This window comes from Streptomyces sp. NPDC093071 (assembly GCF_044754545.1).
Classification (GTDB): Bacteria; Actinomycetota; Actinomycetes; order Streptomycetales; family Streptomycetaceae; genus Streptomyces.
In genome coordinates this window covers 892,693-911,519 of record NZ_JBIVPH010000002.1, presented here as the reverse complement: position 1 = coordinate 911,519, position 18,827 = coordinate 892,693, and the positions used below count along the sequence as shown (strand labels likewise).

Genomic DNA, 18,827 nt, shown 5'->3' with positions numbered 1-18,827 from the left:
GACCCTGCGCCGGGAGTCCACGCCGGGAGCCTGCTCCGAGACCCTGCGCCGGGAGCCCGCTCCGAGACCCCGCACCGCGCTCCGCCCTCAGGAGCCCTCCGCCCGCACCAGGAACAGCTCGTCCGCGAAGCACCAGGCCCAGTCCTCGTCCGGGGCGAGGGACACCGCCACCGGATGACCGGTCGCGAGGTGGTGGGCGTGGGCGTGCGCGCCGGGGGAGCTGTCGCAGCACCCCACGTGCCCGCAGGTCGCGCACCACCGCAGCCGCCGCCAGGAACGGCCCCGTGCCGCGCACGGCGCGCACACCGCCCCCGGCAGGGTCCCGGGCCCTTCCGGGGCGTCCAGATGGGCGCAGTGCCGGGGCGCCGTACGACCGCCGTCGGGCGCCACGCGCCAGACCGGGCGCGCGGGGCCGTCCCCGGAGGACGGGTGCCCCGTCATGTCCTCGCGCCTTCCGCCGCCGCCCCGCTCCCGAGGCGTTCCAGGAGCGGGGCGACGAGGTGCGACTCCACCGCCCCGGCCGCGTCCGCCCCCTCGGGCAGGGGCGGGGGAGTGCCGACCACGGCGCGGCCGGCGAAGCCGTTGTCCAGGTGGGGCAGCCGCACGTCCAGGACGGAGAGCCCGGCGCGGCGGGACTCGCGGGCCGCGACGCCGAGCCACGCGGCGAGCGCGGACTTGGCGGCCGCGTAGTCGGCGGCGCCGGACACCGGGCGGTCGACGATCGTTCCGGTCACGACGGAGACGCCGCCGCCCGGCGGCAGCACGCGCAGGGCTCCCCGGACGATCGCCATGGGGGCCAGCGCGTTCACCGCCAGGAGGTGCTCGGCGGCGGCCTCGGGCATGTCCCGGGCGGCGCCGAAGCCCGCCACCCCCAGGGCGACCACGACGGCGTCGAGCCCGCCCAGGACTTCGGCGGCCCAGGGGGCGAGCGCCTCGCAGGCGCCCAGGTCGTAGGCCTCGAAGGAGTGGTACGGGCGTCCGCCCAGGTCGGCGGCCCTCCCGGCGAGCCGGGCCCGGTCGCGGCCGGCCAGCGCCGTCGACGCCCCCAGCTCCGCCAGCCGCCCCGCGGCGAGCCCTCCGACGCTGCCGGTCGCCCCCACGACCAGGACGCGCTTTCCGCCGACGCGCATGGCGGCCTCCTCGCCCGGACCGGCCCGTCCGGTCCGTGGATGCTGCCCGTGATTCGGTCCGGACGGGGCTTCCGGATGCAGATTCCGGCGATCGGAAGGAGAAAGGGAGGACGGCGGCCTACTCGAAGAACTTCAGGCTCCAGCCGGTGTCCGTGTTCGCGCCGGGCACGTTCGCCCGCCGGTACGCGGTGTCGCCCCACCAGCAGAAGCCGCCGGTGTACCAGTAGCGGTTCTCCCAGGCGTACGGCGTCCCCTTCGGCACCGCGTGGAACATCAGGGGGAACGTCGGACCGGCCGGCGGGCTGGTGGCGATGTCGCCGTCGAGCAGGACGAAGGTGTGGTGGCCGGGGCCGTCGACGCGCAGCGTCGGGTCCCAGCCGGACATCATGGCGTCGCGGTGGGAGCCGAAGAGGCAGCCGTTCGACTTGTACCAGTCCCACACGTGCGTCGGGTCGCCGCCGGCCCGCAGCCGCAGGTCGGCCAGGCAGTACCGGTCGCTCCAGCTGCCGTTGGCGGAGTACACGACGTGCAGCTGCCCGTTCGGGTCCTTGATCGCCTCGGGGGACTCGTTGATGTACGGGTTCCCGACGACCCGCTCCCAGGGTTCGCGCGGCTGCGAGATGACGTACCGGGCCCCGGTCGGGGTGGTCGGGCCGCTCATCCGGGCGATGTAGAGGTTCTGCTCGACGTTCGTGTCCCCGGCCCAGCCGGACCACACGAACCAGCGCTGCCCGTTGAAGGTGAACAGGGTGCCGTCGATGGCCCACTTGTCGTCGGGCAGGGCGAGCTTCGTCTCCGCCGTGTACCCGCTGTCGGGGCTCGCGGAGCTGATCGCGTACATCCGGTGGGCGGCGCCCCGGCCGGCCGTGAAGTAGACGTGGTAGCGCCCGCCGTCGCGGACGATCTCCGGCGCCCACACCTCGCCGAGGTTCCGGACGTCGGTCCAGATCCGGTGGGCCGGCGCGGTGGCGAGCCCGGCCGTCGAGGAGGCCTGGCGCACGTCGATGCCGTTGCCGGTCGACTGCACCGCGACGTAGGTGCCGCCGACCCGCAGGACGCTGGGGTCGGCGGCCCGCAGCGAGGTCTGTCCGGCCTCGGCGGGAGCGGCCCCGGGCAGGGCGGCGACCAGGGCGAAGAGCAGGGAGAGGGCCAGGGCGAGCGCCCCGGAGGGACGTCGTGCACGTTTCATGGTGGCTCCCGGTGAGGCCGGCCGGCATCGTTGCACCGATCATGGTTTACATCGATGTAATCCCGCGTCCGCAGCATCTCGACCGGGAGTGAGCATGTCAACATGGGGGCGCGTGCGTCCTGGAGCCGGTGCGAGAGAAATTGTTTGTTTCTCTTCGGTTCCTGGGCGATTCCGTTGAGAACTGTTTCCTGTTAGGTTCCTCCCCACCTCGTCCGCCGCCGAGGACCGGGGCGCTCCGCCCCTCGGACCCGTCCGGTTCAGGATCCCGCCGGACGGGACCTCGTTCGAGCCGCTCGTCAACTCCGCACGGACTCCCGCACGCCGAACGGCCGGACGGCCCCGACGTGTGCCGGACTCCGGGCGCCGTCCTGCCCAGGAGGAGCCCGATGCGACGCGTCGTCGCCTGCCTGGCGGCCCTGTTGACGATGGCCGGAGGCCTGCTGTTCTCCGGAACCACCGCAGCCTCCGCCGCCGTCGTCCCCAAGACGCCGCCCCTGACCACCCCGTGGACCTCTCAGGTGTCCACCACCAATCCCCTGCCCGAGTACCCGCGTCCCCAGATGACGCGGCCCGACTGGCAGTCCCTCAACGGAGAGTGGGAGTTCCTCAACCCGCCCGCCGACGCCTCCGGCAACGTCGACCGCAACGCGGCCCCGCCGCTCGGCCAGACCCTGCCGGAGCGCATCCTCGTCCCGTACCCGGTGGAGTCCGCGCTCTCCGGGATCATGCGGAACGACAACCGCGACCTGATGTTCTACAAGCGCTCCTTCACCGTCCCCCAGAGCTGGTCCGGCCGCCGGGTGCAACTCCACTTCGGCGCCGTCGACCACGAGGCCACCGTCTGGGTCAACGGCACCCGCGTCACCAGCCACAAGGGCGGCTACGACCGCTTCGAGGTCGACATCACCCCGCAGCTGCGCGCCGGCTCCAACGAGCTGGTCGTCCGCGTCTACGACCCCACCGACGGGCGCGGCGAGAAGCAGCCGGTCGGCAAGCAGACCAACAACCCCAGCGGCATCTTCTACACCCCCACCTCCGGCATCTGGCAGTCCGTCTGGCTGGAGCCCACCCCCGTCTCCTCGATCTACTCCGTCGACATCAGGCCCGATCTCGCCACCGGCACCGCGCGGGTCAGGGTCTTCACCCGCGGCGACGTCGGCGGCCACACCGTCCGCGCCGAGGCCCTGAACGGCGCCCAGGTGGTCGGCACCGCCACCGGCGGCTTCACCGAGTTCTCCGTACCGGTGCCGAACGCCCGCCGCTGGTCGCCCGACGACCCCTTCCTGTACGACCTCCGGGTCACCCTCCGCAACGCCTCGGGCGCCGGAGTCGACACCGTCACCAGCTACTTCGGGATGCGCGAGGTCGGCAAGAAGCTCGTCAACGGCGTCCTGCGCCCCACCCTGAACGGCGAGTTCGTCTTCCAGATCGGCACCCTCGACCAGGGCTTCTGGCCCGACGGCCTCTACACCGCGCCCACCGACGCCGCCCTCGCCTCCGACCTGCAGAAGCACAAGGACCTGGGCTTCAACATGGTGCGCAAGCACATCAAGGTCGAGCCCGCCCGCTGGTACTACCACGCCGACCGGCTCGGACTCCTGGTGTGGCAGGACATCCCCTCCACGCCCGCCTTCGACGCCGACCGCACCCCGGCGCAGATCGCCCAGTTCGAGACCGAAGCCCGCGAGATCGTCGACGAGCACCGGTTCTCCCCGGCCGTCGTCGCCTACGTCCCGTTCAACGAGGGCTGGGGCGAGTGGAACCTCGACGACACCCGCCGGGTCACCACCGACCTGGAGAACTACGACCCCGGCCGCCTCATGAACTCCCACAGCGGCTACAACTGCTGTGTCTCCAAGGGCGACCCGGGCAACGGCGACATCATGGACTGGCACGTCTACACCGGTCCCGACGCCCCCCGCCCCTCGGCCACCCGGATCTCCGTCCTCGGCGAGTTCGGCGGCATCGGACTGCGCACGCCCGGCCACGAGTACAGCCCCAACGGGCAGTTCTTCGCCTACGAGCAGGTCTTCGGCACGGCCCAGCTCAACGACCGGTACACCGGCATGGTCCGCGACGTGCAGGCGCTCATGACCACCAAGGGCGTCTCCGCCTACGTCTACACCGAGATCACCGACGTCGAGGGCGAGTACAACGGCCTGCTCACCTACGACCGGCGGGTCCAGAAGGTCGACACCGCCACCCTGCGCGCCGTCCACGGCTCGCTCATCGCGGCCTCCCGCAACCTCAACGCGACACCGGGCCACACCCTCGGCCACGTGCGCTCCTTCCGGGTCACCACGCCCGGCTTCACCGACCGCTACCTGCGGCACGCCGACTCCCTCGCCCGCACCGACGTGCTGACCGGCGCCTCCGCCGACGGGGCCCGCCAGGACGCCTCCTTCCGCACCGTCGCCGGACTCGCCGACCCGCGCTGCTACTCCTTCGAGTCGGTGAACCTGCCCGGGCGCTATCTGCGCCACTCCGCCAACCGCGTGCGCCTCGACGGCGACACCGGCGGGTCGTTCGCGGCCGACGCCACCTGGTGCGCCCGCACCGGGCTCGCGGCCGGCGGCACCTCGTACGAGTCGCTGAACTTCCCCGGCGCGTACCTGCGGCACTACGCCGACAACGTGTACCTGGCCCGCAGCGGCGGCCCCAACCCCTGGGACACGGCCTCCTCCTTCGCGGCGGACGCCACCTGGAACACGGGCGAACCCGCCCTCTGGCGCAGCTCCGTCCTGCTGTCCACGGACGTGCGGCGCTCGCTGCGCGTGGCCACCTGGGGCCACACCGACCGCTACCTGCGCCACGTCGACAGCCTGGCCCGGACCGAGGTCGTCAACGGGAACAGCCCCGCCCTGCTGAAGCAGGACGCCACGTTCACGGTGCGGCGCGGCCTCGCCGACTCGTCCTGCTACTCGTTCGAGTCGGTGAACTACCCGGGCCGGTTCCTGCGGCACGCCAACAGCCGGGTGGGCACCGCCGCCGACGACGGCTCCGCGCTCTTCCGGCAGGACGCCACCTTCTGCGCCCGGCCGGGCGTCGGCGGGACCGGCGTCACCTTCGAGTCGCTGAACGTCCCCGGCGCGTACCTGCGCCACTTCGAGTCCGCGGTGTACATCGCCTCGGGCGCCGGGAGCGGCGGCTTCGACCGGCCGCAGACGCTCACGGCCGACAGCGGCTGGACGCTCGAAGCCCCCTGGGCCCCCTGACGGACACCGGCGGGTCCTTCCGGGCGCTGCCGCCCGGAAGGACCCGCCCCCCCCGTGCCGGCTACGGCTTCTCGGCCGTGTGCAGCGCGGTCACCTCTTCGGTGGAGAGCGCCTTGTCGAACACCCGCACCTGGTCGACCGCACCGTTCCAGAAGTCGACGTTCCCGCCGCCCCACCGGGCCCGCCCGACCGCGAGCGGTCCGGTGCTCACGTCCGCCGGGCCGGGCGTCGCCGTCGCCGCGAGGGCGCCGTCCACGTACAGCCGGATCTCGTTCCTCGCGGTGTCCCGCACGCCCACCAGGTGGTACCAGCGGCCGAGTTCGGGCGTCGTCGCGTACCGGGCCCGGTTGCCGCCCGGGGTGCTGAAGGCGAAGGCGCCCTGCCCGTACTGGAGGTAGAAGGGGTTCTCCTGGCGCCGGCCGTCCTGGCTGACCACGGTCGCGTAGTTGCCCGGCAGGGCGTCGAGCGCGGCCCACGCGGACACGGTGTAGCTCGCGGTGGTGTCCACGACCGGGCCGTCGGTCTGGGCGAAGCCGCCCTTCCCGTCGAACCTCAGCGCGCTGCCGCCGACGCCCGGGGCCCAGGCGGCGCCCTCGTTCAGGGCGAGCGGACGCTTCTGCGGCCCGGAGTCCCGCGCGGTCGTGCCCGCGCCCTCGTCCAGGGACCAGGAGGCACCGCCCTTCAGGGGCGCGCGCCGCCCGGCGGCCGCGCCCGCCGCGATCACCTTCCGGTTGACCGCGCGGACCCGCACCGGGTCGACCTTGATCTCCCTGCGGTCGTACGTGTAGAGGCCGTTGAGCTCGTTCTCCAGGTCGGAGATCTGGGTGTAGACGGAGCCGGACAGCTCGGCGCCCGCGGCCTCCAGGTAGAACTTCTCGGTGTTCTCGACGTACTTCCGGGTCAGCGCCTCCTTGTCGGCGACGCCGCTGTAGATCACGGTCGGGGCGCCGGGCCACATGTGGCCGGGGGTGCGCAGGGTGAAGCCGCCGTGCTCGCCGTCCATCGCGACCCGGTGGTCCGGATAGGGGGCGTCGGTGTTGTTGTAGTCGTGGTGGTCGAGGACGTCGCCCTTGCCGGAGTCACCCTTGGAGTTGCAGCAGTTGACCCCGCTGTGGGCGTTGACGATCCGGGACGGGTCGGCCGCCTTCACGGACTCGGCGATCCGGCCGGTCTCCTCCCGGTTCCACTCGCCCCAGCCCTCGTTGAAGACGATCCAGCCGATGACGGAGGGGGAGTCGTGGTGCTGGCGCATCATCTCGCGGCCCTGGTCGACGAAGGCCTTGCGGCCGGTCTCGTCGGTGAGGTCGCCGGAGACGAAGTCCTGCCAGACCAGCAGCCCGAGCCGGTCGGCGTGGTAGAACCAGCGCGACGACTCCACCTTGATGTGCTTGCGCACGGCGTTGAAGCCGAGCTTCTTGTGGGCCTCCAGGTCGAAGGCGAGCGCCTCGTCGCTGGGCTGGGTGTAGAGGCCGTCCGGCCAGAAGCCCTGGTCGAGGGTGGCCAGGGAGAAGACCGGCTTGCCGTTGAGCACCAGCTTCGGGAAGCCGCCGACCTTCTCGACCGCGATCTTCCGCATCCCGAAGTAGCTGTCGATCCGGTCGGACGACCTGCCGTCGGTCAGCCGCACTTCCAGGTCGTAGAGGTACGGGTCGTCCGGGCTCCACAGGCGCTGGTTCGCCACCGGCAGGCGCAGCTCCTCGCCGGCGGGTCCGGTGATCCGGCCGACGACCCGGCCGCGGGTGTCGCGGGCCACGGCCTCCACGCGCGCGCCGGCCGAGGCGCGGGCCGACTCGACCTTCACGGCCAGGGTGCCGGTGTCGATGTCCGGGGTCGTGACGACGTCGTCGATGGAGACGGGGGCGACGGGCTCCATCCAGACCGTCTGCCAGATGCCCGAGGACTGGGTGTAGAAGATGCCGCCGGGGCGGGTGGACTGCTTGCCGGTCGGCTGGTTCGGGCCGCCGGTGTCGGTGACCGCGACGACGACCTCCTGCGGGCCCCCGTCCTTGAGGGCGTCGGTGACGTCGGCGCTGAAGGCGGTGTAGCCGCCGGTGTGCTCGGCGACCCGCTTGCCGTTGACCCAGACGCGGGCCCGGTGGTCGACGGCGCCGAAGTGGAGCATCAGCCGGTCGCCCTTGCCGGCCTTGCCGACCTTCCAGTCCTTCGGGACGTCCACGAGGCGCCGGTAGACCATGTGGTCCTCGTGCCGCTCGATCCCGGAGAGCTGCGACTCGACCGGGAACGGGACGGTGATCCGCTCGGCCAGGTCCTTGCCGAAGACCGGCGTCTCCCCGGCTCCGGCCCCGGCGAACTGCCAGGGGCCGTTGAGGTTCTTCCACTTGCCGCGCACCTGCTGCGGGCGCGGGTACTCCGGCAGCGGGTGCTTCTCGTCCAGCCGGTCGCCCCACGCGGTGGTCAGCCGGTGGGTGGAGGCGTTGGACGCCGAGCGCAGGATGCGGGGCACGGTCTCGTCGCCGTTCCGCAGGCCGCCGAGGCCGTCGTAGTCGACCCGTACCCGCTGGCCCTTCTGGACCGGCTCGGCGAGGTCGACGAGGACGGTGTTCCGGTCGCCCGGGGCGACGCGGACCTTCCTGATCGGCATCGGGGTGGTGTCGGCCTCGACGGTGAGGTGCTCGGCCACCTTCTCCAGGCCGCCGACCCGGTGGTCGAACCGCAGCCGCAGCTGTCGTCCGTCCGCCGGGACGGTCGGCTCCACCGGGTAGACCTCGAAGTCGTCGGGCGGGGTGAACGCGGACTCCGGCACGAGCTGCTTGGGCATCGTGGGCGTCGACCAGCGCAGGAACATGTTGGCGCCGCCGACGTCCTGGAACATCTCCAGGCGGAATTCGTGCTTCTCGCCGGCCTTGAGGTGCACGGGCGCGCTGGTCTGCTCCCGGTCCCAGTCGGGCACCCAGTGGTCGATGACCGGCCGGCCGTCGACGAACAGCCGGAAGCCGTTGTCCCCGATGCCGTGGAAGGTGTAGTCGCCGGTGACCGGGGCCTCGATCCGGCCGGTCCAGCGGGCGGTGGTGTGCTCGGACCGGCCGGTGAGCGACTGGAAGGTGCCGGTCAGGCCGGAGAAGTCGATCTGCGGGTCGAGGGAGACGCCGCCGAGTTCGGCGAAGTCCCGGGCGCCGGGCGCCGACATGCTGAAGTACTCGCCCTTCAGGCCGTGCACCTCGACGGCGGCGTCCCGGGCGGACGGGGAGGCGGGTGAGGCGGCGGACGCGGGGGACGCGGGGGAGGGCCCGGCCGCCGCGGTGGCGGCCGGGACGCCCGCGGACAGCACCAGGGCCGCCGCGGTGAGCAGCGCCCACGTTCCGGTTCGGGGGCGGATGTTTCGTCGTGTCATCGAGTCTTTCCTCGGGGAGAGGGGAATCGGAACCGGACCCGGGAGGGCGTGACGGCGGAGGCACTCCGGTGAGGCCGCGTGTCCGCCTCGGGGGCACGGGTGGCCCGGCGGCCGCCGCGCGGACGCGCCGACAGGCCGGGGACGACGGCGTACGGCCCGTCCGTACACCGGCACGGGAGGTGCCGGCGGCAGGGGACGGCCGTCATTCCAACGTTGGAAAAATCGTGTGCAGCGGAATGACAGCACGCGGTGCGGAGGCTGTCCAGACCCCTCGCGGAGGCGGTGGCGACGGTCCGTCACCCGGTGGGCCGTTACGGCCGCTTCGCGTCGCGGACGCATTCCGGAAACGTTGTCCCGGCCTCTTGCCGCGTTCGCCGGGACGCGGTTATAACGTTGTAAAGCCGAAGCCGCCGACCAGTCGAACGGTTGCTCCGAGCCATGGTCTCCCCAGTCCAGGGCCTTGATCCGAGCGGATCGAGGCCGCGCACCAGCGGTCCGCCGGCCCATCGCGGCGGGCCGGCTCCTCTTCCCAGCCCCGCGCGACCGCACGCCACTCGGCGGTGCTGTCCCCCGCCAAGGAGTGTCCTTCCGATGACCCTTTCGCCGACCCTTCCGAAGAGAACCCGCACCCTCTCCGTCGCCTGCGCCGTCGTCGCCACCGCCGCGCTCGCCCTCTCCGGCTGCGCCAAGTCGGAGACCGCGGACAACGCGGGCGGCGACAGCGGCCAGGGCGCCCAGACGGTCCAGACGCCCACCGCGTCCGCCACCGGAGAGGGCTGCACCCTCACCACCTACGGCGCTCCGAAGCTCGACCTCAAGAACGCGATCGTCGGCTTCTCCCAGTCGGAGAAGGAGGCCAACCCCTTCCGCATCGCCGAGACGCAGTCCATCAAGGACGAGGCCGCCAAGGTCGGCGTCAAGAAGCTCCTCACCACGAACGCGCAGTCCCAGCTGTCCAAGCAGATCAGCGACATCCAGGACATGCTCGCCCAGGGCGCGCAGTTCCTCATCGTGGCCCCGCTCAACTCCGACGGCCTGGAGCCCGCCCTCCAGGCCGCCGCAGCCAAGAAGGTCCCCGTCCTCACCATCGACCGCAAGATCAACGCCACGGCCTGCAAGGACTACCTGGCCTTCCTCGGCTCGGACTTCGTCGAGCAGGGCAAGCGGGCCGCCGACGCGATGGCGAAGGCGACCGGCGGCAAGGGCAAGGTCGCGATCCTGCTCGGCTCCTCCGGAAACAGCGTCACCACCGACCGCACCAAGGGCTTCGTCGACCAGGTGAAGGCCACCGCCCCCGGCCTGGAGATCGTCGCCCAGCAGACCGGCGAGTTCGCCCGCGACAAGGGCCAGCAGGTCATGGAGCAGCTGATCCAGTCGAAGCCCGACATCACGGCGGTCTACGCCGAGAACGACGAGATGGCCCTCGGCGCCGTCACCGCCCTCAAGGCGGCGGGCAAGACCCCGGGCAAGGACGTCAAGATCGTGTCCATCGACGGCACCCGCAACGCCGTCCAGGCCCTGGTCAACGGCGAGCTGAACGCCGTCATCGAGTCCAACCCGCGCTTCGGCCCGCTGGCCTTCGCCACCGCGCAGAAGTTCTACGCCGGCGAGGGCATCCCCGAGGACGTCATCATCGCGGACCGCGCCTACGACCCGGCCAACGCCAAGGAATCCCTCGGCGGAGCGTACTGACGCGAGGCCGGTACGGACGCGCTCCGGTACGGACGCGCTCCGGTACGGACCCGCCCCGGTACGGACCCGCCCCGGTAGGGACGCGCCCCGGTAGGGACGCGCCCCGGTAGGGACGCGCCCCGGTAGGGACGCGCCCCGGTACGGAAGGGCCCCGTTACGGACCCGCTCCGGTAGGGACACGCCCCGGTACGGACACGCCCCAGTACGGACCCGCCCCGTTACGGACGCACGGCCGACACGCCGTACGGACGGCCAAGGGCGCACGGCCCGGCACCGGCGCACGCCGGTACGCATACGCGGCCGGTACGAGCACGTCCTGCGCACCGCCCCCCGAACCGTACGGGCCGGTGCCGTGGTTCCGGCGGGAACCGCGGCCCGGTCCGTACGCCCACCGGCCCGGGTCACCACCCGGCCGAGGGGCCGCCCCGCCTCCCCGCCCGCGGCGGTCTCGCTCACCGCCGCCCGGCGACGGGGGCGGCCCCGACCCCCCTCCCCTTCATCACCCCTCTTCGGAAGGCCACGTTCATGGCACCCCCCGAAACGCCGGCGCCCGCGCCGAGCGGCACCGCGCCGACGGTGCTGGAGGCCCGCGGCGTCGGGAAGCGCTTCCCCGGCGTGGTCGCCCTCGACGACGTCTCGTTCACCCTCCGCGCCGGCGAGACCCACGCCCTCGTCGGTGAGAACGGCGCCGGCAAGTCCACCCTCATCAAGGTGCTCACCGGCGTGCACCGCCCGGACGGCGGCGAACTGCTCCTGTCGGGACGGCCGGTGCGGTTCGCCCGCCCCTCCGAGGCGCAGGAGGCCGGCATCTCCACGATCTACCAGGAGGTGAACCTGGTCCCGCTGATGAGCGTGGCCCGGAACATCTTCCTCGGCCGGGAGCCCAAGAACCGCCTCGGCCTCATCGACTTCGCCCGGATGCACGCCGAGGCCGCGGAACTCCTCGGCGGCTTCGGCGTCGCCGTCGACCCCCGCCGCCCCCTGAACACCCTGGGCATCGGCACCCAGCAGATGGTCGCCCTCGCCCGCGCGGTCTCCGTCGAGGCCCACGTCGTCGTCATGGACGAGCCCACCTCCTCCCTGGAACCGCGCGAGGTCGAGACCCTCTTCCGGGTCATCGACGACCTGCGCCGGCGCGACATCGCCGTGGTGTACGTCAGCCACCGCATGGACGAGCTGTACCGGATCTGCGACCGGGTCACCGTCCTGCGCGACGGCCGGCACATCCACACCGGCCCGCTCGCCGCACTCGACCGCGTACGGCTCGTGTCCATGATGCTCGGCCGCGAGATCTCCGAGGTGCGCCGGCACGGCGTGACCGGCTTCGGCGCCGAGGGCCACGACATCACCCGCGAACCCGTCCTGACCGCCACCGGCCTGACCCGCCGCCACCAGCTCGACGACGTCTCCCTCGCGCTCCGCCCCGGCGAGGTGCTCGGCCTCGGCGGCCTGCTCGGCTCCGGCCGCAGCGAGACCGCCAAGGCCCTGGCCGGAGCCCTGCCCCTGGACGGGGGAGAGGTCCGCGTCGGCGGCACGCCGCTCGGCCGCCTCTCCTCCGCGCGCGCGATCCGCGCCGGCATCAGCCTGCTCCCCGAGGACCGCAAGGCCGAGGGCATCGTCCCGGGCCTGTCCGTCCGCGAGAACATCGTGCTCGCCGCCCTGCCCCGGCTCTCGCGCGCGGGCGTCGTCTCGCGGGCGCGGCAGGACCGCGTGGTCGAGATCTTCATGAAGCGGCTGCGGATCAAGGCGTCCAGCCCCGAGCAGAAGGTCGGCGAACTCTCCGGCGGCAACCAGCAGAAGGTCCTCCTGGCCCGCTGGCTCTGCCTCGAACCCAAGGTCCTGCTCCTGGACGAACCCACCCGGGGCATCGACGTCGGGGCCAAGGCCGAGGTCCAGGCCCTCATCGACGAACTCGCCCAGGAGGGCCTCGCCGTCCTCCTGATCTCCTCCGACATCGAGGAGCTGGTCGAGGGCGCCGACCGGATCGTCGTCCTCAGGAACGGCGCCGCAGCGGGCGAACTGGTCGGCGAGAACGTGTCGGAGGAGGCCCTGCTCGCGGCCCTCGCCGACCACGCGCCACCCGCCGGAGGCACCGACCACGCGCCACCCGCCGGAGGCACCGACCACGCGCCACCCGCCGGAGAAGCCGCGCCCGAGCCCGGCCCCGTACCGCTCACGAAGACCACCGAGAACCCCGACCCCACCGCACCGGGCGCCCCGGCCGCCGAGGAGGACCCCCGATGACCACCCAGGCCAGCGCGGCACCGGCCCGCGCCGCCGGGACCCGGCCGAACGCCGCCGCGTGGTTCCAGGAGTACGGCGTCTACGCCGCCGTGGCCGCGCTCCTGCTGTTCAACGCCCTGTTCACCGACCACTTCCTCACCGCCGACAACCTCCGCACCCAGCTCGTCCAGGTCGCCCCGATCGTCATCGTGGCCCTCGGCATGGCCCTGGTCATCGGCACCGAGGGCGTCGACCTGTCCGTGGGCTCCGCCATGGCCCTTGCCACGGCGCTGCTCCCGCTCTACCTCGGCTACGGACTCGTGCCCGCCCTGCTGGTCGCCCTCCTCGCGGGCGCCCTCGTCGGCGCGATCAACGGCACCCTGGTGTCCGTGGTGGGGCTGCAACCCATCGTCGCCACCCTCGCCCTGTTCGTCGGCGGCCGGGGCCTCGCGCTCGTACTGGCCGACGGACAGCTCAAGCAGATCGTCAACCCCGACCTGCTCGCCCTCGGCACCGGCAGCCTCCTCGGCGTCCCCCTGGTCGTGATCGTCGCCGGAGCCCTGGCGCTCGCCGTCGCCCTCCTCGTCCACCGGACCACCTTCGGCCGCCAGATCGTCGCCATCGGCGGCAACCGCGCCGCCGCAGGTCTGGCAGGACTGCCCGTGAAGCGCGTCCTGACCGGGGTGTACGTGCTGTGCGGGGTGCTCGCCGCCCTCGCCAGCGTCCTCGCCACCGCCCGCCTCACCGCCAGCGACCCGTCCTCGCTCGGCACCCTGATGGAACTCTCCGCCATTACCGCCGTCGTGGTCGGCGGGACCCCGCTCAGCGGCGGCTCCGTCCGCGTCCTCGGCACCGTCGCGGGCGCCCTGCTCATGCAGCTGCTGCGCGCCACCCTCGTCAAGCACGACCTGCCCGACTCCACCGCCCAGATCGCCCAGGCGGCCATCATCGTCGCCGCCGTCTACGTCGCACGGGAGCGCCGATCCCGATGAACCCCACCTCCTCCCTCACCGCACCGGGGACGGGCGCCCCCGCGAAGACCGGGCGCGCGGACGCCGGGACCTCCGGCCCGGAACGCCTCCTCTCCCTGGTCCAGCGCCAGGGCGTGCTCGCCGTCCTCCTCCTCGTCGTGCTGATCGCCTCCTTCGCGTACCCCACCTTCCCCACCCTCGACAACGCCCGGGGCGTCCTCGTCCAGGCCTCGTTCCTGGCGATCGTGGCCCTCGGCATGACCCTGGTGATCATCACCGGCGGCATCGACCTGTCCGTCGGCTCCGTCTTCGCCCTCGGCGGCGTCCTGGCCGCCTGGGCCTCGCAGTGGGGCCTGCTGCCGGCGCTCCTCGTACCGCTCGTGGTGTGCGGGGCGATCGGCCTGCTCAACGGCCTGCTCATCGCCCGTGCCGGCATGGCGCCCTTCATCGTCACCCTCGCCTCCCTCCTGGGCGCGCGCGGACTGCTGCTCGCGCTCACCGACGAGGGCGCCACCACCCATCTGGTGCCCAAGGGCTCGGCGTTCGCCGCACTCGGCCAGGGCAGTGTCCTCGGCTTCGGCCACCCGATCCTCGTCGCGCTCGCCCTCTTCGGCATCGGTGGCGTCGTCCTCCAGCGCACCTCCTTCGGACAGACCCTGTTCGCCGTCGGCGGCAGCGGCGACGCGGCCACCCTCATGGGACTGCCGGTCGCCCGCGCCAAGGTGACGGTGTACGTGCTCAGCGGTCTGCTCGCGGGCTTCGCCGGGGCCCTCAACGCGGCCCGGCTCTCCTCCGGCGTCACCATCATCGGCACCGGCATGGAGCTCGACGCGATCGCCGCCGTCGTCATCGGCGGCACGCTCCTGGTCGGCGGGGCGGGCTCGGTCAGCGGCACCCTGTGGGGCGTCCTGCTGCTCGCCGTCATCCAGAACCTCATCAACCAGATCGGCTCGCTGAACTCCTCGTACCAGTCGGTGGTCAGCGGAGGCTTCCTGATCCTGGTCGTCGTGGCACAGCGGTACGTTTCACGGAGCAGAAGAACGCTCTGACGCCGGAGCCAACCCCACCCGGACCATCCGGACCACCGGTCCGCCCGGTCAGAGCCGAACCAGAGGAGTTCCGTGGGCGTCAGCCTCAAGGACGTCGCGCAGCGGGCCGGCGTGTCGATCAAGACCGTGTCCAACGTGGTGAACAACTATCCCCACGTCACCCCGCAGATGCGCGCCAAGGTGCAGCGGGCCATCGACGAGCTCGGCTACCGTCCGAACCTCACGGCCCGGCACCTGCGCAAGGGCCGCACCGGCATCATCGCCTTCGCCGTGCCCGAGCTCGGCAACCCGTACTTCGCCGAGCTGGCGGGCGCCGTCATCGACGCCGCCGCCCAGCACGACTACACCGTGCTCGTCGACCACACCGCCGGACTGCGCGAGCGGGAGCTCCTGGTCTGCCAGGAGTTCCGCTCCCACGTCATCGACGGCCTCATCCTGAGCCCCATCCACCTGGAGAACGACGACCTGCTCGCCCGGCAGGAGACCTCGCCGCTCGTGCTGCTCGGCGAGCGCGAGTACGAGGCGCCGTACGACCAGATCGCCATCGACAACGTGGCCGCCGCCCGCAGCGCGGTCCGGCACCTCCTCGACCTCGGCCGGCGGCGGATCGCCTTCCTCGGCTCCCGCACCGGCCGCGAACGCCAGCCCGCCCACCTGCGCCTGCGCGGCTGGCGCGAGGAACTCACCGCCGCGGGCGTCGAGCCCGACGAGTCCCTGGTCGTCGCCACCGACGGCTACGGGCGCGGCGACGGCGCCGCGGCCATGGCGGAACTCCTCGAACGGGGCGCCCGCCCCGACGCCGTCTTCGCCTACAACGACCTGATCGCCCTCGGCGCGATGCGCACCCTCGCCGAACGCGGCCTGCGCGTCCCCGAGGACATCGCCGTGGTCGGCTTCGACGACATCGAGGAGAGCCGCTACGGCGCCATCGGCCTCACCACGGTCTGCCCGGACAAGCGGGCCATCGCCCGGCACGCCGTCGACCGGCTCGTCGAACGCCTCGCGGGCGGCACCGTCACCGAGCCCCGGCGCATCAGGCCCGGCTACCGGCTCGCGATCCGCGAATCCACCGGCGGCGCCCACACGGTCGCGCCGGCCCCCGGGGGAGGGGACGCGGACTGACCGCCGGGGCGGAACCCGACCCACAGAGCCCCCCTCACCCCGCAAAACCCCCATCACCCAGCCGTCCCGAGGACTCCCCATGCCCCGACCCACCGTCCGTCACCGGCCGTTCGGCACCACCCCGGAAGGAGAGGACGTAGCACTCTGGCGCCTCGACTCCCCCTCCGGCGTGTACGCGGAGATCCTCACCTACGGGGGCGTCCTGCACGCCCTCGGCGTCCCCGACACCACCGGCCGCACCGGCAACGTCGTCCTGTCGCTGCCCTCGCTCGACCGGTACGCGGAGAAGAGCCCCTACCTGGGGGCGCTGATCGGCCGTTACGCCAACCGCATCGCCCACGGCCGCTTCAGGCTCGCCGGGACGGTCCACGAGATCCCCGTCAACGACCGGGGCCACGCCCTGCACGGCGGCCCCGCGGGCTTCGACGGCAGGATCTGGGAGGCGACCCCCTTCACCGAGGGCGACACGGCCGGGCTGCGCCTGCGCCTGCACAGCCCCGACGGCGACATGGGCTTCCCCGGAGCGCTCGACGTCACCGCCGTGTACGCGCTCGACGCCGCCGGGACGCTCTCCCTGGACTGCGCGGCCACCACGGACCGCACGACCGTCGTCAACCTCAGCCACCACGCCTACTTCAACCTGGCGGCAGACGGCGGGCACGTCCTGGACCACACCCTCGGGGTGGACGGCGCCGGATACCTGCCCGTCGACCCCGACGGCATCCCCCTCGGCCCGGTCGCGGACGTCGCCGGAACCCCCTTCGACCTGACCTCCCCGCGCCGCCTCCGCGAGGGCGTCCTGGCCGGGGGAGACGAGCAGGTCCGCCACGCCGGGGGCTACGACCACTGCTGGGCGCTGTCCGGAGGGGAGGCCGGGGAGTCCGCCGTGCCGCGCCGGGCCGCGCGGCTCGCCGCCCCGGACGGGACCCGCACGATGGAGGTGTGGACGACCGCCCCCGGACTCCAGGTCTACACCGCCAACCAGCTCGACGGCACGCTCACCGGCCCCGGGGGCCGCCCGCTGCCCCGCCACGGGGCGGTCTGCCTGGAACCCCAGCACTTCCCCGACGCCCCCAACCGCCCCGCGTACCCCAGCGCGGTCCTGGAGCCGGGGACCACCGGTCGCCGCCGCACCGAGTTCCGCTTCCCCGGCCTGACGGGATAGGGCCCCTCACTCCTCCGGCGGCTTCTCGGTCACCCGCGTCCCCGGGTGCGCGAGGGCGAACAGGAAGGCCACGGCCAGCGCGATCGCCATCCCGTAGAACACCCACTGGTTCGCCTCGGCGAAGTCCATCCGGATCGCGTCCCCGGCGCCCTGGAGCGCCTTGGCGACGGGCCCGTCCCCGGTGGGCGCCCGGCCGTCCGGATGGCCGGTGACCGCCTCCGCGACCCTCCCGGCCGTCGCCTCCGCCTCCGCGCGCGGCAGCCCGCGCCCGACGAGCGTGTCGGTGATCCGGTTCGCGGAGACGTGGGCGAGGACGGTGCTGAAGACGGCCATGCCGACCGCCGCCGCGTAGTTGCGGACGGTCTGGGTGATGCCGGTGACCTCGCCGTACGACGCGCCGATGGAGCGGTTCACGGCGTCGGTGGAGGCCGGGGCGAGCAGGAACCCGATGCCGGCGCCCGCCATGGCCGCGTACGGCCACTGGTCGTGCATCGACAGGTCGGTCAGCTTCTGGGCCCACAGGTAGAAGCCGACCGCGCCGAGCGCGCAGCCGATCTTCATGGCCGGGCGGGCGCCCCGCTTGTCGAGGATCTTGCCGCCCCACTGGGAGGCGAGGCCGAAGCCGATGAAGAAGTACAGCAGGAACAGCGCGGCCTGGTTCGGCGAGGCGCTCAGCGACACCTGCGCGTACACCGACGCGAAGAAGAACACCGGCACGAAGGCGAGCATCGCGAAGAACAGCACCAGGCTGTCGACCGTGAACGCCCGGTCCCGGAAGACGTCGAAGTCGATCAGCGGCTGCGCGGTGCGCCGCTCGTAGGCGTAGAACAGCACCAGGACGACCGCGCCGCCCACGATGCAGGCCCAGGTCGCGACCCCGCCCCAGCCCCAGGACGAGGCCTGCTGGAAGCCAAGCACGCCCAGGCCCATGCCGACGGCGACCAGGACGGCGCCGACGACGTCGAGGCGTTCGCGGCGGCGGCTCTCGGGCACCCGGGCGAGCACGGTCAGCACGATCGCGACGATCGCGACCGGCACGTTCACCCAGAAGATCGCCCGCCAGGTCCAGGCGGTCAGCCAGCCGCCGAGCAGCGGGCCGACGGCGGTCAGGGCGCCGGAGAGCCCGAAGAAGAGGGCGAGCGCCCGGCCGCGCCGCTCCACCGGGAAGACCGCGATGACCACGGCGAGCGCCGCCGGGAACATCAGCGCGGCCCCCAGGCCCTGTGTGGCGCGGAATATGATCAGCCAGGTCAGCGCGGAGTCCCCGGACGGCACACAGCCGCAGAGCACCGACGAGACGACGAAGAGCAGCGTGCCCGTCAGCATGATCCTGCGGTGCCCGAAGATGTCCGAGAGCCGCCCGCCGAGCGCGAAGAACGCGGCGAGGGAGAGCAGATAGGCGTTGACGACCCACTGCATCCCGGAGGCGGAGAGGCCCAGCTCGGCCGTGATGTTCGGGGCGGCGATCGAGACGATCGTCTGGTCGATGAACGTCATCGACACCGCGAAGAGCATGGCCGCGAGCGCCAGCTTCTGGCGGGGCGCACGCGCGGCGGCAGCACCGTCCCGCGTGGCCGTGGAGTTACCAGCCATACCTCGATGGTCGCCCCGGACCACCGGGCGCGCACGCGGAGCCCGGCGGGGGGCCGGGGGCGGGGCCACCGCCCCGGCTCGATCCGTTCGAAGCCCTCGAAGGCCGCGCCGCGCGCCGTCGCGCCG

At 73.0% G+C, this 18,827-nt stretch carries 12 protein-coding genes and 1 pseudogene; 8 read left to right on the top strand and 5 right to left on the bottom strand.

Annotated features, from left to right (window positions below; translation table 11 throughout):
• Window positions 1–87: 87 nt before the first annotated feature.
• The 3 genes from ACIQD7_RS09640 to ACIQD7_RS09630 all read right to left on the bottom strand — a co-directional run bounded on the left by ACIQD7_RS09640 (window position 88) and on the right by ACIQD7_RS09630 (window position 2,319).
• On the bottom strand, window positions 88–441 hold the full coding sequence (locus tag ACIQD7_RS09640) for a UBP-type zinc finger domain-containing protein (protein WP_402441047.1): 354 nt from the start codon (window positions 439–441) through the stop codon (window positions 88–90).
• Window positions 438–1,130, bottom strand: coding sequence for an SDR family NAD(P)-dependent oxidoreductase (locus tag ACIQD7_RS09635; RefSeq protein ID WP_402441045.1), 693 nt, complete (start codon window positions 1,128–1,130; stop codon window positions 438–440). Before ACIQD7_RS09635 ends, ACIQD7_RS09640 begins: the two co-directional genes overlap by 4 nt.
• Before the next feature lie 118 nt (window positions 1,131–1,248).
• Complete coding sequence (locus tag ACIQD7_RS09630; protein WP_402441043.1) at window positions 1,249–2,319, bottom strand: glycoside hydrolase family 43 protein; 1,071 nt, start codon at window positions 2,317–2,319, stop codon at window positions 1,249–1,251.
• A gap of 386 nt (window positions 2,320–2,705) precedes the next feature.
• Here ACIQD7_RS09630 and ACIQD7_RS09625 point away from each other — a divergent pair.
• Together ACIQD7_RS09625 and ACIQD7_RS09620 are read left to right on the top strand one after the other, a co-directional pair.
• Window positions 2,706–5,039: pseudogene (locus ACIQD7_RS09625) on the top strand (AbfB domain-containing protein); the annotation flags it as partial.
• 36 nt (window positions 5,040–5,075) lie between these two features.
• Entirely contained in the window at window positions 5,076–5,534 is a 459-nt protein-coding gene (locus ACIQD7_RS09620; RefSeq protein ID WP_402441390.1) for an AbfB domain-containing protein, read from the top strand.
• A gap of 61 nt (window positions 5,535–5,595) precedes the next feature.
• Here the strand turns inward: ACIQD7_RS09620 and ACIQD7_RS09615 are convergent, their stop codons facing one another.
• On the bottom strand, window positions 5,596–8,886 hold the full coding sequence (locus tag ACIQD7_RS09615) for a LamG-like jellyroll fold domain-containing protein (protein WP_402441041.1): 3,291 nt from the start codon (window positions 8,884–8,886) through the stop codon (window positions 5,596–5,598).
• 591 nt (window positions 8,887–9,477) lie between these two features.
• Here ACIQD7_RS09615 and ACIQD7_RS09610 point away from each other — a divergent pair.
• The 6 genes from ACIQD7_RS09610 (at window position 9,478) to ACIQD7_RS09585 (ending at window position 17,108) form a co-directional block, all read left to right on the top strand.
• Window positions 9,478–10,578: an ABC transporter substrate-binding protein gene (locus tag ACIQD7_RS09610; RefSeq protein WP_402441039.1), complete on the top strand. Its 1,101-nt coding sequence runs from the start codon at window positions 9,478–9,480 to the stop codon at window positions 10,576–10,578.
• Window positions 10,579–11,103: 525 nt separating this feature from the next.
• Window positions 11,104–12,822 carry a sugar ABC transporter ATP-binding protein gene (locus tag ACIQD7_RS09605; protein WP_402441037.1) on the top strand — a complete coding sequence of 573 codons (1,719 nt, stop codon included), beginning with the start codon at window positions 11,104–11,106 and terminating at the stop codon, window positions 12,820–12,822.
• Window positions 12,819–13,793, top strand: coding sequence for an ABC transporter permease (locus ACIQD7_RS09600; protein ID WP_402441035.1), 975 nt, complete (start codon window positions 12,819–12,821; stop codon window positions 13,791–13,793). Before ACIQD7_RS09605 ends, ACIQD7_RS09600 begins: the two co-directional genes overlap by 4 nt.
• Window positions 13,790–14,821 (top strand): ABC transporter permease, encoded by a 1,032-nt coding sequence (locus ACIQD7_RS09595; protein WP_402441033.1) that lies wholly within the window; start codon window positions 13,790–13,792, stop codon window positions 14,819–14,821. The genes ACIQD7_RS09600 and ACIQD7_RS09595 overlap by 4 nt, the downstream gene beginning before the upstream one ends.
• Before the next feature lie 72 nt (window positions 14,822–14,893).
• Window positions 14,894–15,943: a LacI family DNA-binding transcriptional regulator gene (locus ACIQD7_RS09590; RefSeq protein ID WP_402441031.1), complete on the top strand. Its 1,050-nt coding sequence runs from the start codon at window positions 14,894–14,896 to the stop codon at window positions 15,941–15,943.
• A 79-nt stretch (window positions 15,944–16,022) separates the two neighbouring features.
• Window positions 16,023–17,108, top strand: a complete 1,086-nt coding sequence (locus ACIQD7_RS09585; RefSeq protein ID WP_402441029.1) for an aldose epimerase family protein — start codon at window positions 16,023–16,025, stop codon at window positions 17,106–17,108.
• 6 nt (window positions 17,109–17,114) lie between these two features.
• Here ACIQD7_RS09585 and ACIQD7_RS09580 read toward each other — a convergent pair whose 3' ends face one another.
• On the bottom strand, window positions 17,115–18,701 hold the full coding sequence (locus ACIQD7_RS09580) for an MFS transporter (protein ID WP_391054563.1): 1,587 nt from the start codon (window positions 18,699–18,701) through the stop codon (window positions 17,115–17,117).
• Window positions 18,702–18,827 lie beyond the last annotated feature (126 nt).